The sequence below is a fragment of the Leptotrichia wadei genome (assembly GCF_007990545.2).
Lineage (GTDB): Bacteria > Fusobacteriota > Fusobacteriia > Fusobacteriales > Leptotrichiaceae > Leptotrichia > Leptotrichia wadei.
This window is the reverse complement of record NZ_AP019829.2, coordinates 1,199,465-1,219,274: the sequence shown is the minus strand read 5'-3', so window position 1 is coordinate 1,219,274 and position 19,810 is coordinate 1,199,465. Positions and strand designations below refer to the sequence as shown.

The following is a 19,810-nucleotide window of genomic DNA, read 5'->3' as shown; positions in this document are numbered from 1 at the left end:
ATAATGAAATAAATAAAATAAAGTTTATAAATTGCAAAAAAAGAAAGGAAATATAAATAGAATGATAGGAATAGGAATTGTAGGATTACCAAATGTAGGAAAATCAACATTATTTAATGCGATAACAAAAACACAAAATGCAGAGGCAGCAAATTATCCGTTTGCGACAATTGAGCCAAATGTGGGGCTTGTGAGTGTGCCAGATCCACGGCTAAAGGCTTTGGAAAAAGTGATTAATCCAGAGAGAACGGTTGGAGCGACAGTTGAATTTGTGGATATTGCGGGGCTTGTGAAAGGTGCTTCCAAAGGGGAAGGGCTTGGAAATCAGTTTTTGTCAAATATCAGAAATACGGCTGCGATTTGCCAAGTTGTGAGATGTTTTGACGATGACAACATTATTCATGTGGAAGGAAGCGTTGATCCGATTAGAGATATTGAAACAATCAATGCGGAACTTATTTTTGCTGATTTGGAAACTGTCGAAAGAGCGATTCAGAAAAATCAGAAACTGGCTCGTGGCGGAAACGCTGAAGGAAAGGAATTGCTTGCAGTTCTTGAAAGATGTAAGGCACATTTGGAAGAATTTAAATTATTAAAAACTTTAGAATTTACTCAAAGGGAAGAAGAATTAATAAAAGTTTATCAATTTTTGACTATAAAGCCGATGATGTTTGCAGCAAATATTTCTGAAGACGACTTGACAAGCGAGACTGAAAATGACTATGTAAAAAAAGTTAGGGAATTTGCAAAACAGTATGACAGCGAAGTTGTAACTTTTTCGGCAAAAGTGGAAGCTGAATTAATCGAAATTGAAGATGAAGAGGAAAGACAAATGTTCATTGATGAACTTGGAATTAAAGAGCCAAGTTTAAATAGATTAATTCGTGCTGGATTTAAATTATTGGGATTAATCACATATTTTACGGCTGGAGTAAAGGAAGTCAGAGCTTGGACAATTAAACAAGGGACAAATGCACAAAAATCAGCTAGTGAAATTCATACGGATATTGAAAAAGGATTTATTCGTGCAGAAGTTGTTTCGTTTGATAAATTTATTGAATTAAATGGATGGAACGGAGCAAAAGAGAAAGGTGCGATGAGGCTTGAAGGAAAAGAGTATATTGTGCAAGATGGGGATGTTATGTTCTTTAGATTTAATGTTTAAGAAAAAAATAATTTTTCTTTTTCTTCTTTTATTTAGTTCAATAGTTATATTTGGTAATACAGATAACCAGACTTTAGAAGTTTGTAAATATTTTAAAGGTGGAGATAGTAAGAAAAAATTTAATCCATATACTGGAAAAACAAATATTCCTTTTAAAAATGGTATTTACAAATGTGAAAACACGAATGTTTCGTTTAGAGTATTTATATTGAGATATCTTTATGTTGATGATTTGGATATTTCTGGAACATTAACTTTTGAAATAAAAAATGGAAGAATGGTAAAATTTGAAGCAAGAGATTCAAAAACTGGCAAATTAGAATTTTCTGCACAATATAATCAAAGTGGACCCGTTGGGGAAATGTATGTTGATAAATCTTTTGGATTTGGTAATGAAAATTCTTTAAAATTAAATTATAAAAGCGGTAAACCAGTTGGAGAAATGGAAGAATATTATGATAACGGAAAACTTTATAGAAAATCTACTTTGAGAAAGAAAAATAATTTTCATCCATTTAGTAATCCAGATGATTTTAAAGATTATGTGGAATATTATGAAATATATGATATAAATACAGGAGAAATTGTAAAAAAAGAAAGTTTAGCTAATAAAACGGGAATTATCTGGAGATATAATTCTAAAACTGGAAAATTGGAAATGGAAAGTCATTTAGAAAATGGGAAAATATTTTTGGAAAAAGAGTATGGAGAAGATGGAAAAGTAATTCAGGAATATAATTAGTGAACTACTCCCGCTTTTAGAAGCGGGAGCTTCTTGGGAAGTATCTGCTTTTGTTAGCCAAATATATTTACCAAGCTCTTCGGACAGTCCCTGCCCTGTTTTTTTATTTCCTAATATTTCAACATTTCTTTTCCAATATTTTTTATATTCAGTGCCGCATTGTAATCTCTATCAATTTCAATCCCACAACACTCACATTTATAACTTCTTTCTGATAATTTTAATTTCTCTTTAATATTTACGCATTTACTACAAGTCTTCGATGACGGAAACCACCTATCTATCTTCAAAAATTGTTTCCCTAAAAACATCAACTTATACTCGAGCATTCTCAAAAATATTCCCCATCCATTATCTCCTACGCTTTTACCAAAATTTAATGCCTGACTCATCCCTTTCATATTCAAATCCTCAACAACCACAGCATTATACGCTTCAGACAATTTTTTCGATAATTTATGTAAAAAATCTCTTCGACAATTTTTGATATATTCATGTAATTTTGATATTTTCGCTTTTTGCTTATACCAATTTTTAGAAAATTTCACTTTTCTTGATAACAATTTCTGCAATTTTTTCAATTTTTTCTCCAGCATTCTAAAATATTTTGGATAATCAGCCCTTTGGTTTTCAGAACTGATAAATAGTTCAGACATTGAAAAATCAAGTCCAATTACTTTATCATTACTTGGCATTTTTTGAATTTCTTTTTCAAATTCTGTCAAAACAGAAACATAGTAATTTCCATTACTGTTTGTCAATGTTACTGACTTTATTCTGTAATCCTTTGGTATTTCTCTATGACATTTTAATTTTATTCTTTTTAATTTTGGCAAAACCAAATATTTATTTTCCTCAATTCGTATCGAATTGTTCACACAATTTGTCGTGTAACTTTTAACATTATTCTTTTTAGATTTGAATCTTGAAAACTTCGCTCTCTTTTGAAAAAAATTCTTAAACGATCGTTTTACATTCAATTGAGCATTTGAAAGTGCCAAACTGTCCACTTCTTTTAAAAATTAGTTTTCGCTTTTCAAACTAGCAGGTGTAATTATTTTATTTTTTCCAGTTTCTTCATAAATTTTATTAGCAATATACAAAATTGTATTGTAAACAAAACGAACACATCCAAAAGTCTTGTTTATCAATAATTCTTGCTCCTTATTTGGATAAATCCTATATTTGAATGCTAAATTATATTTCATGAAATTACACCTCCTTTTGATTTTGAATATTATTTTTAATTATTTCTATTCGATATTTTATACAAAAATTGTATCATAAGAGTATCCTTTTTTCAATTTTTTTACAAAAAAAGCAATTCATCTCCCACTTGTAGAAGTAGGTGACTTCTTGCTATCTTTTTGTTAAAATAAAATATTTAAAATAATCGTTGTGATAAAAAGCAGCGATTTTTTATTTAGCAAAAATATATTCAAGTTCTTAATGAAAATAAATATTTGCTTTTTAAACAGGGAATATTATAAAATATAATTTTAAATAGAGTTTAGTTTATAAAAAAATTATGATATAATAAATCTAAACGATTTAAAAATTTGAATAAAAAATTGAGTGAATTTTGGATAAAAAAGAAGGAGGTTTGTATTGTGAAGAGATTAGAGGAGAGCAGGATTATTGCTATGGCTCCGAATGCTTCAGCGATTTCAAATGCAAAAAAATTGTGTGATAAAGGGGCATTTTTGAAATTGTGGCGTTCGGTTGACGATACTTTGTATATGGGCGAGTGTAAGGGAAGTGGGAAATCGAATTATACGGTTTCGGTGGATTTTATTGATGAAGAAAATCCTGTTACACGATGTACTTGTCCAAGTAGACAATTTCCTTGTAAGCATGGATTAGCTTTGTTATTTGAGATATTGAGAGGGAAAAAATTTGAGGAGTGTGAAATACCAGAAGATATTTTGGCAAAGAGAGAAAAAAAGGAAAAATTAAAGGCTAAAAGGGCGAATGAGGAAAAGGAAGTTAAGAAAAAAACTTCTTCAAAAGCATCTAAATCGGCTAGAACAAAGAAAATTAAAAAGCAACTCGAAGGGCTAGATTTGATAAAGAAAATAAGTTCGCAATTGTTGAAAGTTGGACTTTCTGCAATGGGGAGTGTTTCGATTACAGAGTATCGAGATATTGTAAAACAATTGGGAGATTATTACTTACCAGGGCCACAAGTTTTGTTTCAAAGATTACTTTTGGAAATTCAGGCGTATAAAGAGGATCAGGATAAGGGACATTATCAGACGGCTTTAGAATGTTTGAAAAAGTTGAGGGCGATTGAGAAAAAAGGTAGAGAGTTTTTGAATGAGCAACTTGAAAAGAATGATCCAGAATTGACGGATAATACGTTGTATGAGGATTTAGGAGGCGTATGGAAGTTAACTCAGTTGAATGATTTGGGGTTAAAAAAGGAAAATGCGAGATTGGTGCAGCTTTCATTTGAAGTGAACTATGATGAGGCTAGTAAGATTTTTACAGATTGTGGATACTGGATTGATCTAGAAAGTGGAGAAGTGTCATATACTGCCAATTATAGACCTCGTTCGGCGATGAAATATATCAAGCAGGAAAATTCTAATTTTTCATTATTGACGGTGCCTACATTAACTTTTTATCCAGGTGGAGTTAATAAGAGAATAAGATGGGATGCTGCTAGTTTTGATAAAATTGAAAGTTCTTGTTACAAAGAGATAAAAAAACATGCTCAAAGTGTAGATCATGCCGTAAAAATTGCTAAAAATGAATTAAAAAATATTTTGACAAATAATGAAGTGGCTTTATTACTAGAATTTGAAAAAATTATGTTTGTTGAAGAAGAAGGTAAGAAAAAATATATTTTAATTGATAAAAATCAAAAAATGATAGAGCTTAGAGATAAGAAAAACAAGGAATTTTCAGAAAATTTTTATGAACTTTTGCCAAATGAATGTTTGGAAAATCAAGTGATGTTTGTAAAATTATTTTATGAAGGTAGAAATATTTATGCCCAAGCACAAAGTATCATAACTGATGATAAAATTATTCGTTTTGGATTTTAGAATGAAGTTTAGGAAGGAGAAAAAATGAATTTAGAACCGTTATATGAATTGAAGAATAGGCTTGAAAATGTTTCGATTGTTGGGATAAATTTGGTGAAAGATGATTTTCGTTTGCAAAGAGCTGTTGATCAAATGAAGGGGTATGCTTCGGCTGCCAAAGTATTTAAGCAAATTTATGAAATGGGGCAAAAATTGATTGAAGGCGATGAGGAAGATAAATGTGATTTATTTTTAGATTTGTTGGCTTTGCTTGATGCGGTGCTTTGTACCCAAGCGACAACTTATACTGGTGGTAATTTGCAAAAAATAGAGACAACTATTGGAAAAGAAAATTTTTATCAAGAACTTCATTACAGTGAGTTGAGCGAATTAATTGCTGCATTTAAAGGAACTGGTGGTGGTCGTTTCAGAGTTATTGATTCGACATTGCGATGGGATAATCCTGAAATAGTGAATGATTTTAGAGTGAAAAAATTTATGATAAACGGACTTAATGATAGTTATTCTGGAATTATAGATTTAATGATTAAAATGTTAAAGAAACAGGGGAAAGAGATAATTCCGCTATTGAAAGAAGGATTTGATCCTCAAGGTAAAAAGGAAATGATTGCTCGATTGGAAATTATCAAAGATATTTGTAAAGGCGAAGAAAATGAATTTTATAAATATTGTGTTGAAAATGGTGGAAAAGAAGTGAAAGAAGTTGCAATTGGAGCTTTGGCATACGATCAGGATAACGTTGATTATCTTTTAGATTTAATGAAAAAAGAACGTGGGAAATTGAAAAATAAAGTTTTTGAAAGTCTTGCGTATATGGATGATGAGAGAGTCAAAAAAGAGTGGGATAAATTTTTTAGAAAAAAACCGTTTGAAAATATGGAATATATGGCAGGAACAGAGCAGCAATGGGTATCAGATTATATTAACAATTATATTAAAGAATATACAGAAGATTTAAAAAATAAAACATTAAAAACAAAAGAAGAAAGAAGAAAAGTTCAGGAAGAGGTTGCAGAATTGTGTTCAGTTAGTTCAAATAAAAGAACAGAAAAAACTTTATCATTATACAAAGAACTGTATCCTTATAATAAAGCTGCTGTAAAAAGAATTTTAAGCCATTACATAGTAACTGAAATAAATAAAGAAATTACGAATTTAATAAAGAAACTGTCTAAGATATATGAAGGAGAGTTCTTAGAACAAGAATTTTTAATTTCACTTATTAAAGATAAACCTGAAACTACATATAAGAATTTTTCTAAATTTGCAGGAGTAGGAAAAGATGAAAAAGGAATAAAAAAATTATTCCATACATTCTTTGCTAATAATAAACTTTCTAAAAATAAGGAAGAAGCTAAAGCTCAAGAGGATTTTAGTACATTATTTAATGTAATTTTCCATATTCACTATGATGAAGAAAATAAAGAATATATTTTATATTGGCAAAATATAAATGATTATAGTGTTATGAAAATAAAGTTAAATGGTTTTGATAAAAAATGGTATAATATAATCTTTAATATTGAAGATGATTTCTATGAAAATTGGAATTATTACAGTTCATATCATAGAGATTTAAAGAACTTATATAATCCAGATATAAAAGGAATGAAAGAAAAATACGGAGCATTTTATTATAATATTATTCTTTCTCGTATTCCTTATAGTGAAGATATAGAGTTCCTAAATAAGTTAGAATGGACAAACTATAAAAATTTTCTTAAGGGTAAAATAGATATAGAAAAAAATGCACCTAAATTACATAATAGAGTAAGATCAATAGGATACATTTTAAATGAAGTTCCTATATCTGAAAGTGAATTAATAAAGCAAATTGAAGAATTATTTGAAATGGATAAAAAAACAAAAAGAATGTCTATAAATTTATGTGAAAAATGGCTAGAAAAGTTAAATAATGGAATGAAAGTGAAGGAGTTGTAAAAAATGGCTAAAAAAGAAGAATTACAAAGATTAACAGCAGAACAGATGTTTCAAGATGAAATTGATGCATTAATTAAGGCGGAAAAAAATCCGATACCTACTGGATGGAAAATGTCACCTAAGTCAGTGTTGACATATATTTGTGGAGGGAAAGCTGGAAGAAAAGTGATAACGCCTAAATATATTGGGAATAAAAGATTGGTTGAGATTGCAATTTCGACTTTGGTTACGGATAGGGCATTGCTGTTGATTGGGGAGCCGGGAACTGCAAAATCTTGGTTGTCAGAGCATTTGACGGCGGCGATAAATGGAGATTCGACTCGAGTTATTCAAGGGACAGCGGGAACGACTGAAGAGCAAATTAGATATTCTTGGAATTATGCGATGTTGATTGCAGAAGGGCCTACAAAAGATGCATTGATACCAAGTCCGATTTATAAAGCGATGGAAGATGGAGCGATTGCTAGAGTGGAAGAAATTTCTCGTTGTGCGTCAGAAGTGCAAGATGCGTTGATTTCTTTGTTGTCAGAGAAAAGAATGAGTGTACCTGAATTGAATGTAGAAATTCCAGCTAAAAAAGGGTTCTCTATTATTGCAACTGCGAATACTCGTGATAAGGGAGTTAATGAGATGTCGGCAGCGTTAAAGAGACGTTTTAATATTGTGGTGTTACCAAGTCCGAAGACTCTTGAAGCAGAGATAGATATTGTTAGAAGTAGAGTTACGCAACTTGCAGGAAATTTAGATTTAAATGCGAAATTGCCTGAAGAGGAAGTTATTGAAAAAGTTTGTACAGTATTTAGAGAATTGCGTCAAGGTGTTACGTTAGATGGAAGACAAAAGATAAAGCCGACTGCAAATGTGTTATCAACTGCAGAAGCTATTTCACTTTTAGCGAATAGTATGGCATTGGCTGGAAGTTTTGGGGATGGAGAGATATCAGATTATGACTTGGCGGCAGGATTGCAGGGAGCTGTAGTAAAAGAAGATAGTAAAGATGGGCAAATTTGGGAAGAATATTTAGAAAATATTATGAAAAAACGAGGTTCAGAATGGCTGGATCTTTATAAAGAATGTAAGGCACTTAACAAAGCTACTAAATAAAGGCGGTGGAATAAATGAAAAAACAAAATGAAGTGAAACCGAATATATTCGGAGTTAGGCATTTTTCACCAGCTGGAGCACATTATTTGAGAGATTATTTAGATGAAATACAGCCAAAAATCGTTTTGATAGAAGGGCCTTCTGATTTCAATGACCTTATTAGCGAAATTACTGGAAAAAATATTGTTCCGCCAATTGCTGTAATGGCTTACACTTTAGAAGCGCCTATCCAGACAATAGTATATCCATTTGCAGAGTTTTCGCCAGAATATCAAGCTATTTTGTGGACAAAGGAAAATGGAGTAGAGTGCAGATTTTGCGATTTGCCATCTTCAATTTTTTTAGGTGTAGAAAGTGTAAAGAAAAATTTAGATGAGAATCCAGAGGAAAATTTGAATGACTACATTTATAGAAAAATTAATGAATATTTGGAAGATTCAGATGATGAAGTATTTTGGGAAAGAGTAGTGGAGCAGGCTTCTGATTATAAGGCATATCGTAGTGGAGCGAGAGATTATGGGAAACATTTGAGGGAGTTGACTTTATCAAATACGGTGTCTGATGCGAAAAATATTATAAGAGAGTCGTACATGTGTAAAGTCGTTTCTGATGTGTGTAAAGAAGGCTACGAAATGGATGAAATTGCTATGGTTGTTGGGGCTTTTCACGTTGAAGGAATAGAAAGTGGCAAATTGATTTTGACTGAAAAGGAAATCAAAAAATTACCAAAATTAGAATCTAAAAAAACGTTAATGCCTTATTCTTACTATAAACTGTCGACTTATTCAAATTATGGAGCTGGAAATAAGGCACCAGGGTATTATGAATTTTTGTGGAATGGTTTAGAAAAAGAAGACCCATTTTTTGCGACATATATGTATTTAAGTAAAATTGCAGAATATCAAAGGGAAAATGGAAATATGGTATCGTCAGCTCAAATTATAGAAGCAGTCCATTTAGCAACTTCATTGGCAAATTTACACGATGGGAAAATACCGACGTTAAAGGATATAAAAGATGCAGCGATAACTTGTATGGCACACGGAAGCTACTCAGAACTAGTTTTAGCAATGGCGAATGTTGAAGTTGGGAAAAAAATAGGAAGTATTCCAAAGGAAGCTATTCAAACATCGATACAGTCAGATTTTTACAATTTATTGAAGGAATTGAAACTTGAAAAATATCGTTCATTAACAGCGACAGAAATAAAATTAGATTTGAGGGAAAAATTAAGGGTTCAATCAGAAAAATTAGCATTCATGGACTTGGAACGTTCATTCTTTTTTCATAAATTGAGAGTTTTGAATATTTCGTTTGCAAAACTTATTGGGAATCGCCAAGAAAATACAACTTGGGCAGAAGAGTGGATTTTACAATGGAAACCAGAAACAGAAATTGAAATTGTGGAAACAATCTTAAAAGGAGATACAATTGAATTTGCAACAGCTTTTGAATTGATGCAAAGAATAGAAGGTGCAAAAACATTGTCAGAAATGGCAGAAATAGTGAAAGATGCCTTCTATTGCGGAATGCCAAAAGCACTAGAAAAAGCGTTTCAAGCGTTACAAAATTTCATAACAGGCGACGTCCCTATCGATGAAATAGCCAAGACAATGTCGACTTTATCAGTGATGCTTCGTTATGGCGATATTAGAAAATTAGATACAAAAGTTCTGATTCCTATTCTTGAGCAACTTTTTTTAAGAGTTTGCTTAATATTACCAAGCGAGTCTTTTTGCGACAATAATGCAGCAGTAGAACTAGCTAAAAGTATAATAATAATGCATACTGTAGTTGAAAATCATGATTTTTTAGATAGAGAAAGATGGTATTCACTTCTTTTAGAAATTTCAAAAAGAGACGATTTAAATACAAAAATTTCAGGACTTGCAATGGCTATATTACTGGAAGCTGGAAAAATTGATAATGAAGTACTTGGAAAAGAAGTAGAAAAAAGATTGTCAAAAGGAGTTCCCGCAGATTTAGGGGCAACTTGGTTTGAAGGTCTGTCGATGAAAAATCATTACACCTTAATTGCAAGGCTTGGACTTTGGGAAAAACTCCAAAATTATATTTCAAACTTAGATGAGGAAGAATTTAAAAGAGCATTATTATTTTTAAGAAGAGCTTTTGCTGACTTTACTTCAAATGAAAAGCATGATATTGCCGAAAATATCGCAGAAATATGGGGCTTGAATAAAAATGATGTAAGTGCTGTAATAAATGATGATCTGGGAGAAAATGAGAAAGAAATAATTGCAGGATTAGAAGAATTTGATTTTGATGATATTTGATCGAAAATTAGATGATTAAAAAATTTTAATAAAAAATAGGAGAATTTTTATGGGAGAAAGAAATTTAGAATTAGAAAATCAAGGAATAGAACAATGGATAAAGAAAATAAAAGAAAATTTTGAAATAGTCACAGCTATCTTGGGATTTATTATAATAGGAATAGATTATATTATTAAATTATATCTTTCGAAAGATAAAGAAAAGTTGTATGATATACCTTCTAAATATTTCTTTTCTTTTGATTATAACAGAATACTTTACATGTTAATAATTATAATAATTCCGATTCTTTTATTCTTGCTATTAATATATAATAAAGAAAAGAGTTCGGATAGTAGTCAAATAAAAGATGAGAAAAAAATACAAAATTTTTTGTGCCACATTGTAATAAGTTATCAATTATTGGTTTTCAATGTCTATCAATTAAGATTAGATAATAAATTATCTTATTATTATTTTATATTGTTATTTTTATTTTTTATATTTGATTTTGGAGTATTAGTGTACTATAATTTTTTTAAATCTAGAAATCAGAGATCAGAAATTGAAAAAAAGATAGCATGGGTTTGGATAGCAGAATTTATCATAGGTATAGGGATATTAATAAATTCGTCTATAAATTCTCATAATTATGAATTAACTACAGTGGAAGGTAAAAAAATGATTGTACTATCTGAATATGGAGATAATTATTTAGTAGTTCCCTATTCAGAAAAATCTAAAGAATGTAAGAAAAAATTTTGTTTTTTTGTGGGAACTTATGAATTAATTGAAAAAACAGGACATAGTTTGGAATCAATAATTATTAATAATGATGAAATAGAAATAAAAAAAGAAAAATTTGTAGCTAATCCTAAATAAAATTTTAAGATATATTAAGAATATTAAAGAGGTGCGAAAAAATGGACTATAAAGAAGATATAAAACGTTGGCGATTAATTCTTGGAAAAGATACGGAAGAAGAATTTTCATCTATGGATTCAGAAGCTATTCCAAGTTTTACAGAGGAAGATTGGTTGATGGATAAGGCGTTGGATGCGATTTATAATCCAACAGGACAATTTATGGGTGGAGATTCTGCTGGGCGAGGTCCGTCTAATCCACAAATTAGTAGATGGCTCGGAGATGTTAGAACTTTGTTTGATAAAGAATTGGTGAAAATTATTCAGACAGATGCGATGGAAAGATGTGGATTGAAACAATTGCTTTTTGAGCCTGAAATATTGGATCAAGTAGAGCTTAACATAAATCTTGCTTCAACAATTATGCTTTTGAAAGAGCAAATTCCACAAAAAAGTAAAGAAAGTGTTAGAAATTTCATAAAAAAAATTGTAGAGGAAATTAATAAATTGTTGGAAAGTAATATTAGAAGAGCAGTTAGAGCAGCACTTAACAAGAAACAACACTCGCCAATTCCATCTGCGTCATCTTTAGATTTTAAAACAACGATACGAAGAGGAATAAAAAATTACAACAGGGAATTAAAAAAAATTGTTCCAGAGCATTATTATTTTTTTGAGAGGGCAAGCGTTAATCCCACAAGTAAATTTACAGTCATTTTGGATATTGACCAAAGTGGATCGATGGGAGAATCTGTAATTTATTCTTCAGTAATGGCATGTATTTTAGCAAGTATCGCTTCACTAAAAACACGTGTGGTAGCTTTTGATACTGAAATTGTGGATTTGACAGAAAAATCAGATGATCCAGTTGATTTACTATACGGATTTCAGCTAGGTGGTGGAACAAATATCAATAAATCAATTAAATATTGTACAAAATATGTTGAAAATCCGAAAAAAACAATATTTTTTCTAATATCTGATTTAATCGAAGGTGGAAATCGTGGTGAAATGCTAAGAAGATTACAAGAAATGAAAGATTCGGGAGTAATAGTAGTTTGTCTTTTAGCAATATCTGGAGATGGAAAACCTTATTATGACTCACAAATGTCTGGAAAAATTGCATCACTTGGAATTCCATGTTTTGCTTGTAATCCTGAAAAATTGCCACTTTTACTTGAGAGAGTGTTGAAAAATATGGATTTGAGTTCGTTTGAGAAAGAGTTTGGTAAGAAAAAATGAAATCAAATATAATAAAAGTAGATAATAAAATTTTTATATTTTGGCTATTTACATTTTTTAAATTTGTGATATAATAGGAGCGAAATTTTAAAAATTGAAAAGATATGAGAGTAGTAAAAGTCTAATCTAGTTGAAATTTTGCTTTTTTTAAATAATAAAAAAGCAGAGAGAAAATAATAAAGATAGAAATTTAAAGATACTGTTTTTATTGCCATTTTTATACTTTTGTAAATGATTAAAAATAAGTGTTGAAAAGGAGAAATATTTTAAATATGAATAATAAGAATCAGACATTTGCCAGATTTTCAATGATGGTTGGAGAAGATGGAATTGAAAAGTTGAATAATTCGAGAGTTATAATTTTTGGAGTTGGCGGAGTTGGCTCTTATACTGTGGAAGCTCTGGCGAGAGCTGGAGTCGGGCATATTACGATGGTTGATTTTGATGAAATTTCAGAGTCAAATATTAATAGACAGCTTCATTCGCTTAGAAGCACGATTGGGAAGTCTAAAGTTGATGTTATGAAGGATAGAATTTTGGATATTAATCCTGAATGTGAAGTTGAACTTGTGAAAAAACTGGTTGCTGATGATATTGATGAAATTTTAGGGGATTTTGAAAAGGTTGAAAATTTTGAAGAATCAAAAGATTTGAATAATGGTAAGAAAAATTGTAAATATAAATATGACTTTGTTGTGGATGCTATTGATGTAATTGGAAGTAAGGTTAATTTAATTGAATATTGTGTAGAAAACAAAATAAATATCATTTCTTCGATGGGATTTGGGAATAAAATGCATCCAGAAATGGTAGAAATTGCAAAGATAAAAAATACATCTGTTTGTCCGATGGCAAGAACGATTAGAAGCATTTTAAAAAAGAAAAAGATTATAAATATACCAGTTGTGTATTCAAGAGAAATTCCAGTTAAACCTGACAAATCGGAATTATTTAAGGAAGAATTACCAACTGAATTTAGGGAGAATAATGAGATTCCTAGAAAAACTACGCCTGGAAGTAATTCGTTTGTACCTGGAACAGCTGGGCTTGTGTTGGCTTCTTATGTTGTGAGAAAAATTTTAGAATGGGATTGATTTTAATAAAAAAGTAAAAAAGGAGTGAGATTAATTGGCAGAAAAAAATGAGGCTGTTTTGACAGCAGAAAATGAAAAAAAATTGGAGAAAAATCGAAAAAATAATTTTCCAAAATGGGATTCTGAGAAAAAAAATCTTTTAGTAAAAATATTAATTGTAGTTGGATTAGTTTTATGTATTTTTGGGATAATGGATAAAATTTTTGAGCATACAGTTTTTAATTTTTTTAAAAATTTAACAATGCCATATTTAGAAAAAACTTATGAAGAATCTAAAAAGATGTTTTTAACATTGTCGCTTTTGAAAGGAACTACGGATATTATTGAAGGTAGTACGGTTAATGTTAGTATGATTGTTGGAATGGAAATTGAGATTGGAGATATTATTCAGCCTATTTACGACATGATAAATATTTTATGGAAAGTGTCACTTGCGAGCGTTGTTATACTGAAGCTGGAAACTATTTATTATGAAATTTTTAAAGTAAAATTGGCTACAATCTTGACGTTTATTTCGTTAATTACAATTTTTCCATATACTATTTATAAAAATAAAGTTACAAAAATTTTTAGAAAGATTTCTAAATATTCATTTTTCATATTGCTTTATATTTACATAGTTTTACCAAGTGCAATTTTTATAAATTCAACAATATCGAGATATTTTGAAAAGGAATATAAAGAGCCTGCAATTGTTGAACTAAATCAAGATCTGGGAAGGCTAAATAAAGTGAAAGATGAGATGCTTTCGCTAGATCAGTCTAAGAGCATTTTTAACATTCCAGGTCAAATAGATAGTGCAAAAGGTAAAATTGATAACTTTACGAAGGAAATAAATACCATTTCAAAAGATTTGGTTGAAGATGCACCAGTTATTATTGGAATACTTTTGTTAACATCAATAGTGTTGCCATTGTTGATAGCAATTTTACTTTATGTGATTACAAAGTCTGTTATTTTTGAGAAATTAAGCGGAGTTGGAAAAAAGTAATGAAAAAAATAGAAATAAGGAATTGCAGTTATTAATTTAACTGTGATTTTTTTATCCCTTGAAATACCACTTCTAATCTGCTAAAATATAACTATAAAAATTTAATTTTAATGTTAAAAATCTTTAATGGAAGGGAGATTTGCATATAATTTGTATTTGCAAGATTGGGATAACGGTATGAAAGATAAGATGAATATGAAAGTTATCGGAATTGGCGGAATGGGGATAAATTTTGTTAATTTTATGATAGCCTCAGGTGTAAAGAAGGTCGAATATATAACGATTGATACAAATAGTGAAAGTTCTGATTCGAGTCACGCAGAGAAAAAAATATTTTTAGATACTGGTGTTAAGGAATGTAGCAGGGAAAAGGCTGAAAGAGTGGCATTTCAATGTGAAAATCAATTTCAGAAATTACTTTTGGGAACGAATATATTGTTTTTGATTTCTGGGATTGGTGGAGCTACTGGGAGTGGAATAATGCCTGTTATTCTTGAAGTTGCAAAAAAATTGAAGATTTTTACTATTAGTATTGTTGCTCGTCCATTTTATCTGGAGGGATTTGAAACTCTGAAAATTGCGAATACAGGAATAAAGAAAATTGAAAAACTTACGGATAGTCTAATTATTATTCCAAACGAAAAATTATATAATTATATTGATAGAAAAGAGCCGCTTGAATCTGTTTATAATACGGTAAATTTAATTATAAAGGAAGGGATTGAAGGAATTGTAAATATTTTGACGGAAGTTGGATTTATGAATATTGATTTTTTAGATGTAAAAGCAGTTCTTCATAATGCTAAGAATACGATTATTAGAGTTGGGGAAGGAAAGGGAGATAACGCAGTTGACAAAATAATTGAACAGCTTATGGAAAATAACTTGTTTGAAGGTAAATTGGAAAATGCTAAAAGAGTTTTAGTAAATTTTACAACTGGAACAAGTGTTTCACTTATGGATATTGGAAAAATAACAGAGAAAATTTCAGATATTGTAAAGGATAAAAACGTTAATTTAATATGGGGAGTTGTAATTGATCCAAGTTATGATGAGATTAAGAAGATAAAAACAGTTGTAATATCCAGTGTTTAATTTTTCGATAAATTTTAAAATAACAATTGAGAGTATAAATTTTTTGTGTAATTATAGTTTGAAATTCATATTTATTAAATTATATATATTTACATAAAATTTTAATACTCTCATTTTAAATAAAACTGTTTATAAGATTGTATCATTGGCTAAAGCAGCTATTACACATACCATAAGAAATCCATAAAAAAGAATACCTATAATAATACCAACTATTATAAAGATAATATATAATTTTAAGGCTTTGGACTGTTCATTGAAGTATGTTTTTAATTGTTCTCCATCCTTCATAATAAGTGTATCTTCCAAAGCATTTGCTGATTTAAAAAATTTGATTGAAATTATAATAGTAAAAATTCCAAGAAATAGTATTAATATTTGGAAAGCTCCTACAATAACTCCTAAAACTGATAAAATTTTTATTACTGTTGCCATAAATCTCATATTTTTTACAGTTAGATCATCTAGAGTTAAGGTAATCGAGCCATTTATATTTTCATTAAAATTTGAATTGCTGGAATTATTTGTTACTTCATTTCTTATTCTGTCTAACTCTTCTATATTATGATTTGAATGATGTTGTTCATTTTTATTATTTTCAAAATCCATAATAACCTCCATAATATTTTAATTTAAATTTTTAAATAATTTTAATATTAAATTCAAAAAAAGATTAAACGGAATAATTTTTTCTATTCCGTTCATAAATTATAATTTTTATTATTTGTTTTTTAAAATATCCCTGATTTCAGATAATAATACTTCTTCTTTTGTTGGTTCAGGTTCAGCTGGTTTTTCAGTCGTAGCAGGTTTTCTTAATTTATTTACAAATTTTACCATAAGAAAGATAACAAAAGCCATAATAAAGAAATTAACTACATTTTGAATAAATAATCCATATTTTACTGCAGCTTCTGGAGTAGACCCGTTAGCAGGCGTAATAACTAATTTTAAATTTGAAAAATCAATTTTCCCTAAAATTATTCCAATAATAGGCATAATTATGTCATCAACTAATGAAGTTACTATTTTTCCAAAAGCAGCTCCAATTATAACTCCAACTGCAAGATCCATTACATTTCCTCTTGATATAAATTCTTTAAATTCTTTAAACATAAATACAATCTCCCTTCAAATATATATCGTTAATTATAGTGTATTTTTTTAAAATTGCAACTTTTTTATTTTATGACTTTTCAAAGTTAGAAAAATAATGTTTTAAAACATTTCATTAATTAAAAAAATTATGGTATAATTAAACATATTAAAATTATATTTTTGAAGGGATGTAGATAAAATGAAGAAAATAATATCATCACTTTTATTCTTGGCGGGAATACAAGGATTTAGTAATACTTGTAATTTTGCGAATAATCCTGATATCTTTTTGGATAGAGTTATAAAAAAAATTCAAACTGAAAAAAGATCGAATGATATTTTTTGTGATAGCGACAATGTTAAAATGGCTTATTATACAATTGAAGATGAGAATTATAATGCTAATATAGGAATTACTATAAAGGCTACTCCAACAACTACAAATGATGAGTTTAAAAAAGAATTTTATAAAAAATTTGATGAGTATAAAAACTTTTTTACAAAAATTGATACTAAAAATTTAGGGAAAAATCCGTTACCGGATAAAGAAATTGTACGGTTCTATGTACAGTTTCCAGATGAAAAAAGTATTATTATAATTGGAAAATACGAGTATGATTTAAAGACGAAGGAATACCATATGATAGCTAATTCAAGGGCAAAAGAATATTTTGAAAAATTAAAATTGTTTGAACCGTTAGCAATAAAAGTTAGTTATTCGGATGAGGGACATATATTTTAGTTTTTAAATTTTAAGATAGCTTTAAAATTTGATATATGAATAAAACAGGAGGTAAATTATGAGCATAAAAAAAATAAGAAAAGCCGTTATACCAGCAGCAGGACTTGGAACAAGAGTTTTGCCTGCGACAAAAGCACAGCCTAAGGAAATGCTTGTAATTGTCGATAAACCTGCATTACAGTATCTTGTGGAGGAACTTTTGGAGGCTGGAATTGAAGAAATTCTAATTATTACTGGAAGAAATAAAGGATCAATTGAAAATCATTTTGATTATTCATATGAACTTGAAAGAACTTTGGAAGAAAATGGGAAAAAAGACCTTTTAAAAGTGGTAAATCATATTTCTGAGATGTCAAATATTTATTATGTGCGTCAGAAAAAGCCATTGGGATTAGGACATGCAATAAGTTGCGCAGAATCTTTTGTGGGAGATGAGCCATTTGTTGTGCTCTTAGGAGATGACATTATTTACACAGATAGAGAGAAAGGGCAGTTTCCTGTAACAAAACAGCTTATAGAAAAATATAATGAACTGCAAGGAGGAACAATTTTAGGAGTTCAGGAAGTTCCTCACAAAAATGTCTCAAAATATGGAATAATAAAACCATTGAAGCAATTTGATGAAAAGACAGTTATTGTAGAGGATTTTGTTGAGAAGCCATTAGTTAATGAAGCTCCGAGTAATCTTGCTGCATTGGGACGTTACGTATTAGAGCCTGAAATTTTTTCGTATTTAAAAAATACAAAACCTGGAAAAGGGGGAGAAATACAACTGACAGATGCAATTTTAGCAATGAAAAACAATGGTGAAAAATTATATGCCTATAATTTTGACGGGTTAAGATATGATACTGGAGATAAATTTGGAATGTTTGTTGCAAATGTCGAATTTGGACTTAGACATGAAGAATTAAAGGATAGAGTAAAAGAATATTTGAAAAATTTAATAAAAGAATTATAATTTTATAGTTCGATTTTGAATTAAATCTATAAAAAATAAAAAAATTGATTATCAGATTAAATTTATCAAATTAATAAAATTCAATTTCTATAGTGTATCGTCAATAAACGGATGCGACAAAAAAGTAAAGTAAGTTGCAAGTTTAAATATCACTTTTTATGAAATGAGAGTGTCTATAATTTCGTGTAAATATATACTTTAGTAATATATAGATTTTTACATAAAAAAATTTACACACACACTCTCATATTTTTTATTATTTCTTCCAAAGTTTAAATTAATACTTTTATTTTATAATTTAATTACCTTTATTTAATAATTTTACAACTTCAATTATTACTTACTAGCTTTACTAACTTTATTAAAAAGTTTTATTTCACATCTACTAAAATTTATTTAAAATCTGAATTTTTTTAAATTTCATTTTAAATTAAAATTACATTGAACTTTCCCATTCACCTTTCACAGTAACACCTGTACTAATAGCTACTCTATCCATAAGCTCAACATCTTCATCACTTAATTCAACACTTGCAGCCCTTTTGGCATCGTCAACTTGATTAGGTTTTGTAACTCCGATTATTGGAATAGTTCCTTTTGCAATCGCCCAAGCAGTCGCAATTTCAGGAATTGTTGCAGAATATTTTCCACCTAAAATTTTCATTTCATAAAATAATGGCTCCAATTTTGCCAAAGTTTCAGGTGGGAATGCTTCACCCCTTCTTGTTCCAGCTGGCAATGGATTTTCTTTTGTATATTTCCCAGATAAAGCACCTTGTTCCAGTACCATATACGAAAATACTGCGATATTGTTTTCCTTGCAATAATCTAAAATTCCAGTTGTTTCAATTGTTCTGTAAAGTAAGCTAAAATGATTTTGAATAGCGTGTAACTGAAATCCAGCTTCTTTCAAAAGATTATTCACATATTTTATTTGTTCTAAATTGTGATTAGAAACCCCTACTTTTTTCACTTTTCCTGATTTTAACACATCAACCAATTTAGGTGCCCATTTCTCCATATCTTTTGTATTATGTATCCAATAAATATCAATAACTTTCTTATTCAATCTTTCTAAACTTTTATCAAGAAATTCAAAAATCGCATTATCTCCTCTTTCTTCAGCAAGTTCAGGTGTAAATTTTGTAGAAATTATCGCATCACTTCTATCTTTTACAAATTCTCCCAAAATAGTTTCAGATTGACCACTCGCATAAACAGTGGCAGTATCCCACAATTTTAGTCCCAAATCCATTGCTCTATCAAAAACTGGTTTCAATTCATCTTTTCCTAATTTATTTCCAAAAATCGAATCTCCTCCAGCAATTCCTCCAAATCCCCAAGACCAAGTTCCTAGTGCTACTTTAGGCACATCTATTTCCTGTATTTTTGTTGTTTTCATTTGAAATCATCTCCATTTTTTACATAAATTGTTATTTTACCAAAGT

The 19,810-nt window shown here is 29.4% G+C and carries 16 protein-coding genes and 1 pseudogene; 13 read left to right on the top strand and 4 right to left on the bottom strand.

The genetic code is table 11. From position 1 onward, the window contains the following. Positions 1-61 precede the first annotated feature (61 nt). The gene (ychF, locus tag FVE73_RS05675; RefSeq protein ID WP_018498778.1) at positions 62-1,165 is read left to right on the top strand and encodes a redox-regulated ATPase YchF; all 1,104 of its coding nucleotides are present in this window, start codon (positions 62-64) and stop codon (positions 1,163-1,165) included. Next, positions 1,137-1,907: a hypothetical protein gene (locus FVE73_RS05670; RefSeq protein ID WP_018498777.1), complete on the top strand. Its 771-nt coding sequence runs from the start codon at positions 1,137-1,139 to the stop codon at positions 1,905-1,907. Before ychF ends, FVE73_RS05670 begins: the two co-directional genes overlap by 29 nt. A gap of 110 nt (positions 1,908-2,017) precedes the next feature. Here FVE73_RS05670 and FVE73_RS05665 read toward each other — a convergent pair. Beyond that, positions 2,018-3,115, bottom strand: a pseudogene (locus FVE73_RS05665) (RNA-guided endonuclease TnpB family protein). Positions 3,116-3,550: 435 nt separating this feature from the next. On the opposite strand from FVE73_RS05665, the gene FVE73_RS05660 reads away from it, so the two are divergent. The 9 genes from FVE73_RS05660 (at position 3,551) to FVE73_RS05620 (ending at position 15,561) form a co-directional block, all read left to right on the top strand. Beyond that, entirely contained in the window at positions 3,551-4,957 is a 1,407-nt protein-coding gene (locus tag FVE73_RS05660; protein ID WP_175284493.1) for an SWIM zinc finger family protein, read from the top strand. Between the two features lie 24 nt (positions 4,958-4,981). Then, positions 4,982-6,898, top strand: coding sequence for a hypothetical protein (locus FVE73_RS05655; RefSeq protein WP_018498086.1), 1,917 nt, complete (start codon positions 4,982-4,984; stop codon positions 6,896-6,898). Between the two features lie 3 nt (positions 6,899-6,901). Beyond that, positions 6,902-8,002 (top strand): ATP-binding protein, encoded by a 1,101-nt coding sequence (locus FVE73_RS05650; protein WP_018498085.1) that lies wholly within the window; start codon positions 6,902-6,904, stop codon positions 8,000-8,002. 14 nt (positions 8,003-8,016) lie between these two features. After that, positions 8,017-10,296 (top strand): DUF5682 family protein, encoded by a 2,280-nt coding sequence (locus FVE73_RS05645; protein ID WP_018498084.1) that lies wholly within the window; start codon positions 8,017-8,019, stop codon positions 10,294-10,296. 49 nt (positions 10,297-10,345) lie between these two features. Beyond that, positions 10,346-11,158 carry a hypothetical protein gene (locus tag FVE73_RS05640; protein WP_018498083.1) on the top strand — a complete coding sequence of 271 codons (813 nt, stop codon included), beginning with the start codon at positions 10,346-10,348 and terminating at the stop codon, positions 11,156-11,158. A 41-nt stretch (positions 11,159-11,199) separates the two neighbouring features. After that, on the top strand, positions 11,200-12,381 hold the full coding sequence (locus FVE73_RS05635; RefSeq protein ID WP_018498082.1) for a VWA domain-containing protein: 1,182 nt from the start codon (positions 11,200-11,202) through the stop codon (positions 12,379-12,381). 272 nt (positions 12,382-12,653) lie between these two features. After that, on the top strand, positions 12,654-13,475 hold the full coding sequence (locus FVE73_RS05630) for a tRNA threonylcarbamoyladenosine dehydratase (protein WP_018498081.1): 822 nt from the start codon (positions 12,654-12,656) through the stop codon (positions 13,473-13,475). A gap of 34 nt (positions 13,476-13,509) precedes the next feature. After that, a complete protein-coding gene (locus tag FVE73_RS05625) occupies positions 13,510-14,466 on the top strand; it encodes a hypothetical protein (RefSeq protein ID WP_018498080.1) in 957 nt (318 codons plus the stop codon). A 150-nt stretch (positions 14,467-14,616) separates the two neighbouring features. Further along, on the top strand, positions 14,617-15,561 hold the full coding sequence (locus FVE73_RS05620; protein WP_018498079.1) for a cell division protein FtsZ: 945 nt from the start codon (positions 14,617-14,619) through the stop codon (positions 15,559-15,561). Between the two features lie 129 nt (positions 15,562-15,690). On the opposite strand, the gene FVE73_RS05615 is transcribed toward FVE73_RS05620, so the two are convergent. Continuing rightward, positions 15,691-16,170 (bottom strand): DUF5362 family protein, encoded by a 480-nt coding sequence (locus FVE73_RS05615; RefSeq protein ID WP_018498078.1) that lies wholly within the window; start codon positions 16,168-16,170, stop codon positions 15,691-15,693. A 111-nt stretch (positions 16,171-16,281) separates the two neighbouring features. Continuing rightward, positions 16,282-16,677, bottom strand: a complete 396-nt coding sequence (gene mscL / locus FVE73_RS05610) for a large-conductance mechanosensitive channel protein MscL (protein ID WP_018498077.1) — start codon at positions 16,675-16,677, stop codon at positions 16,282-16,284. A 181-nt stretch (positions 16,678-16,858) separates the two neighbouring features. On the opposite strand from mscL, the gene FVE73_RS05605 reads away from it, so the two are divergent. Next, positions 16,859-17,401 carry a hypothetical protein gene (locus tag FVE73_RS05605; protein ID WP_018498076.1) on the top strand — a complete coding sequence of 181 codons (543 nt, stop codon included), beginning with the start codon at positions 16,859-16,861 and terminating at the stop codon, positions 17,399-17,401. Between the two features lie 58 nt (positions 17,402-17,459). Next, positions 17,460-18,362, top strand: coding sequence for a UTP--glucose-1-phosphate uridylyltransferase GalU (gene galU, locus FVE73_RS05600; protein ID WP_018498075.1), 903 nt, complete (start codon positions 17,460-17,462; stop codon positions 18,360-18,362). A 436-nt stretch (positions 18,363-18,798) separates the two neighbouring features. Here galU and FVE73_RS05595 read toward each other — a convergent pair whose 3' ends face one another. Continuing rightward, on the bottom strand, positions 18,799-19,764 hold the full coding sequence (locus FVE73_RS05595; protein WP_018498074.1) for an aldo/keto reductase: 966 nt from the start codon (positions 19,762-19,764) through the stop codon (positions 18,799-18,801). Positions 19,765-19,810 lie beyond the last annotated feature (46 nt).

Coding starts and splice junctions, on each gene's coding strand:
- FVE73_RS05645 (WP_018498084.1), top strand. CDS start 8,017: ATGAAAAAACAAAATGAAGTGAAACCGAATATATTCGGAGTTAGGCAT.
- FVE73_RS05605 (WP_018498076.1), top strand. CDS start 16,859: ATGAAGAAAATAATATCATCACTTTTATTCTTGGCGGGAATACAAGGA.
- FVE73_RS05670 (WP_018498777.1), top strand. CDS start 1,137: ATGTTATGTTCTTTAGATTTAATGTTTAAGAAAAAAATAATTTTTCTT.
- FVE73_RS05615 (WP_018498078.1), bottom strand. CDS start 16,170: ATGGATTTTGAAAATAATAAAAATGAACAACATCATTCAAATCATAAT.
- FVE73_RS05660 (WP_175284493.1), top strand. CDS start 3,551: ATGGCTCCGAATGCTTCAGCGATTTCAAATGCAAAAAAATTGTGTGAT.
- FVE73_RS05655 (WP_018498086.1), top strand. CDS start 4,982: ATGAATTTAGAACCGTTATATGAATTGAAGAATAGGCTTGAAAATGTT.
- galU (WP_018498075.1), top strand. CDS start 17,460: ATGAGCATAAAAAAAATAAGAAAAGCCGTTATACCAGCAGCAGGACTT.
- mscL (WP_018498077.1), bottom strand. CDS start 16,677: ATGTTTAAAGAATTTAAAGAATTTATATCAAGAGGAAATGTAATGGAT.
- ychF (WP_018498778.1), top strand. CDS start 62: ATGATAGGAATAGGAATTGTAGGATTACCAAATGTAGGAAAATCAACA.
- FVE73_RS05595 (WP_018498074.1), bottom strand. CDS start 19,764: ATGAAAACAACAAAAATACAGGAAATAGATGTGCCTAAAGTAGCACTA.
- FVE73_RS05635 (WP_018498082.1), top strand. CDS start 11,200: ATGGACTATAAAGAAGATATAAAACGTTGGCGATTAATTCTTGGAAAA.
- FVE73_RS05630 (WP_018498081.1), top strand. CDS start 12,654: ATGAATAATAAGAATCAGACATTTGCCAGATTTTCAATGATGGTTGGA.
- FVE73_RS05640 (WP_018498083.1), top strand. CDS start 10,346: ATGGGAGAAAGAAATTTAGAATTAGAAAATCAAGGAATAGAACAATGG.
- FVE73_RS05650 (WP_018498085.1), top strand. CDS start 6,902: ATGGCTAAAAAAGAAGAATTACAAAGATTAACAGCAGAACAGATGTTT.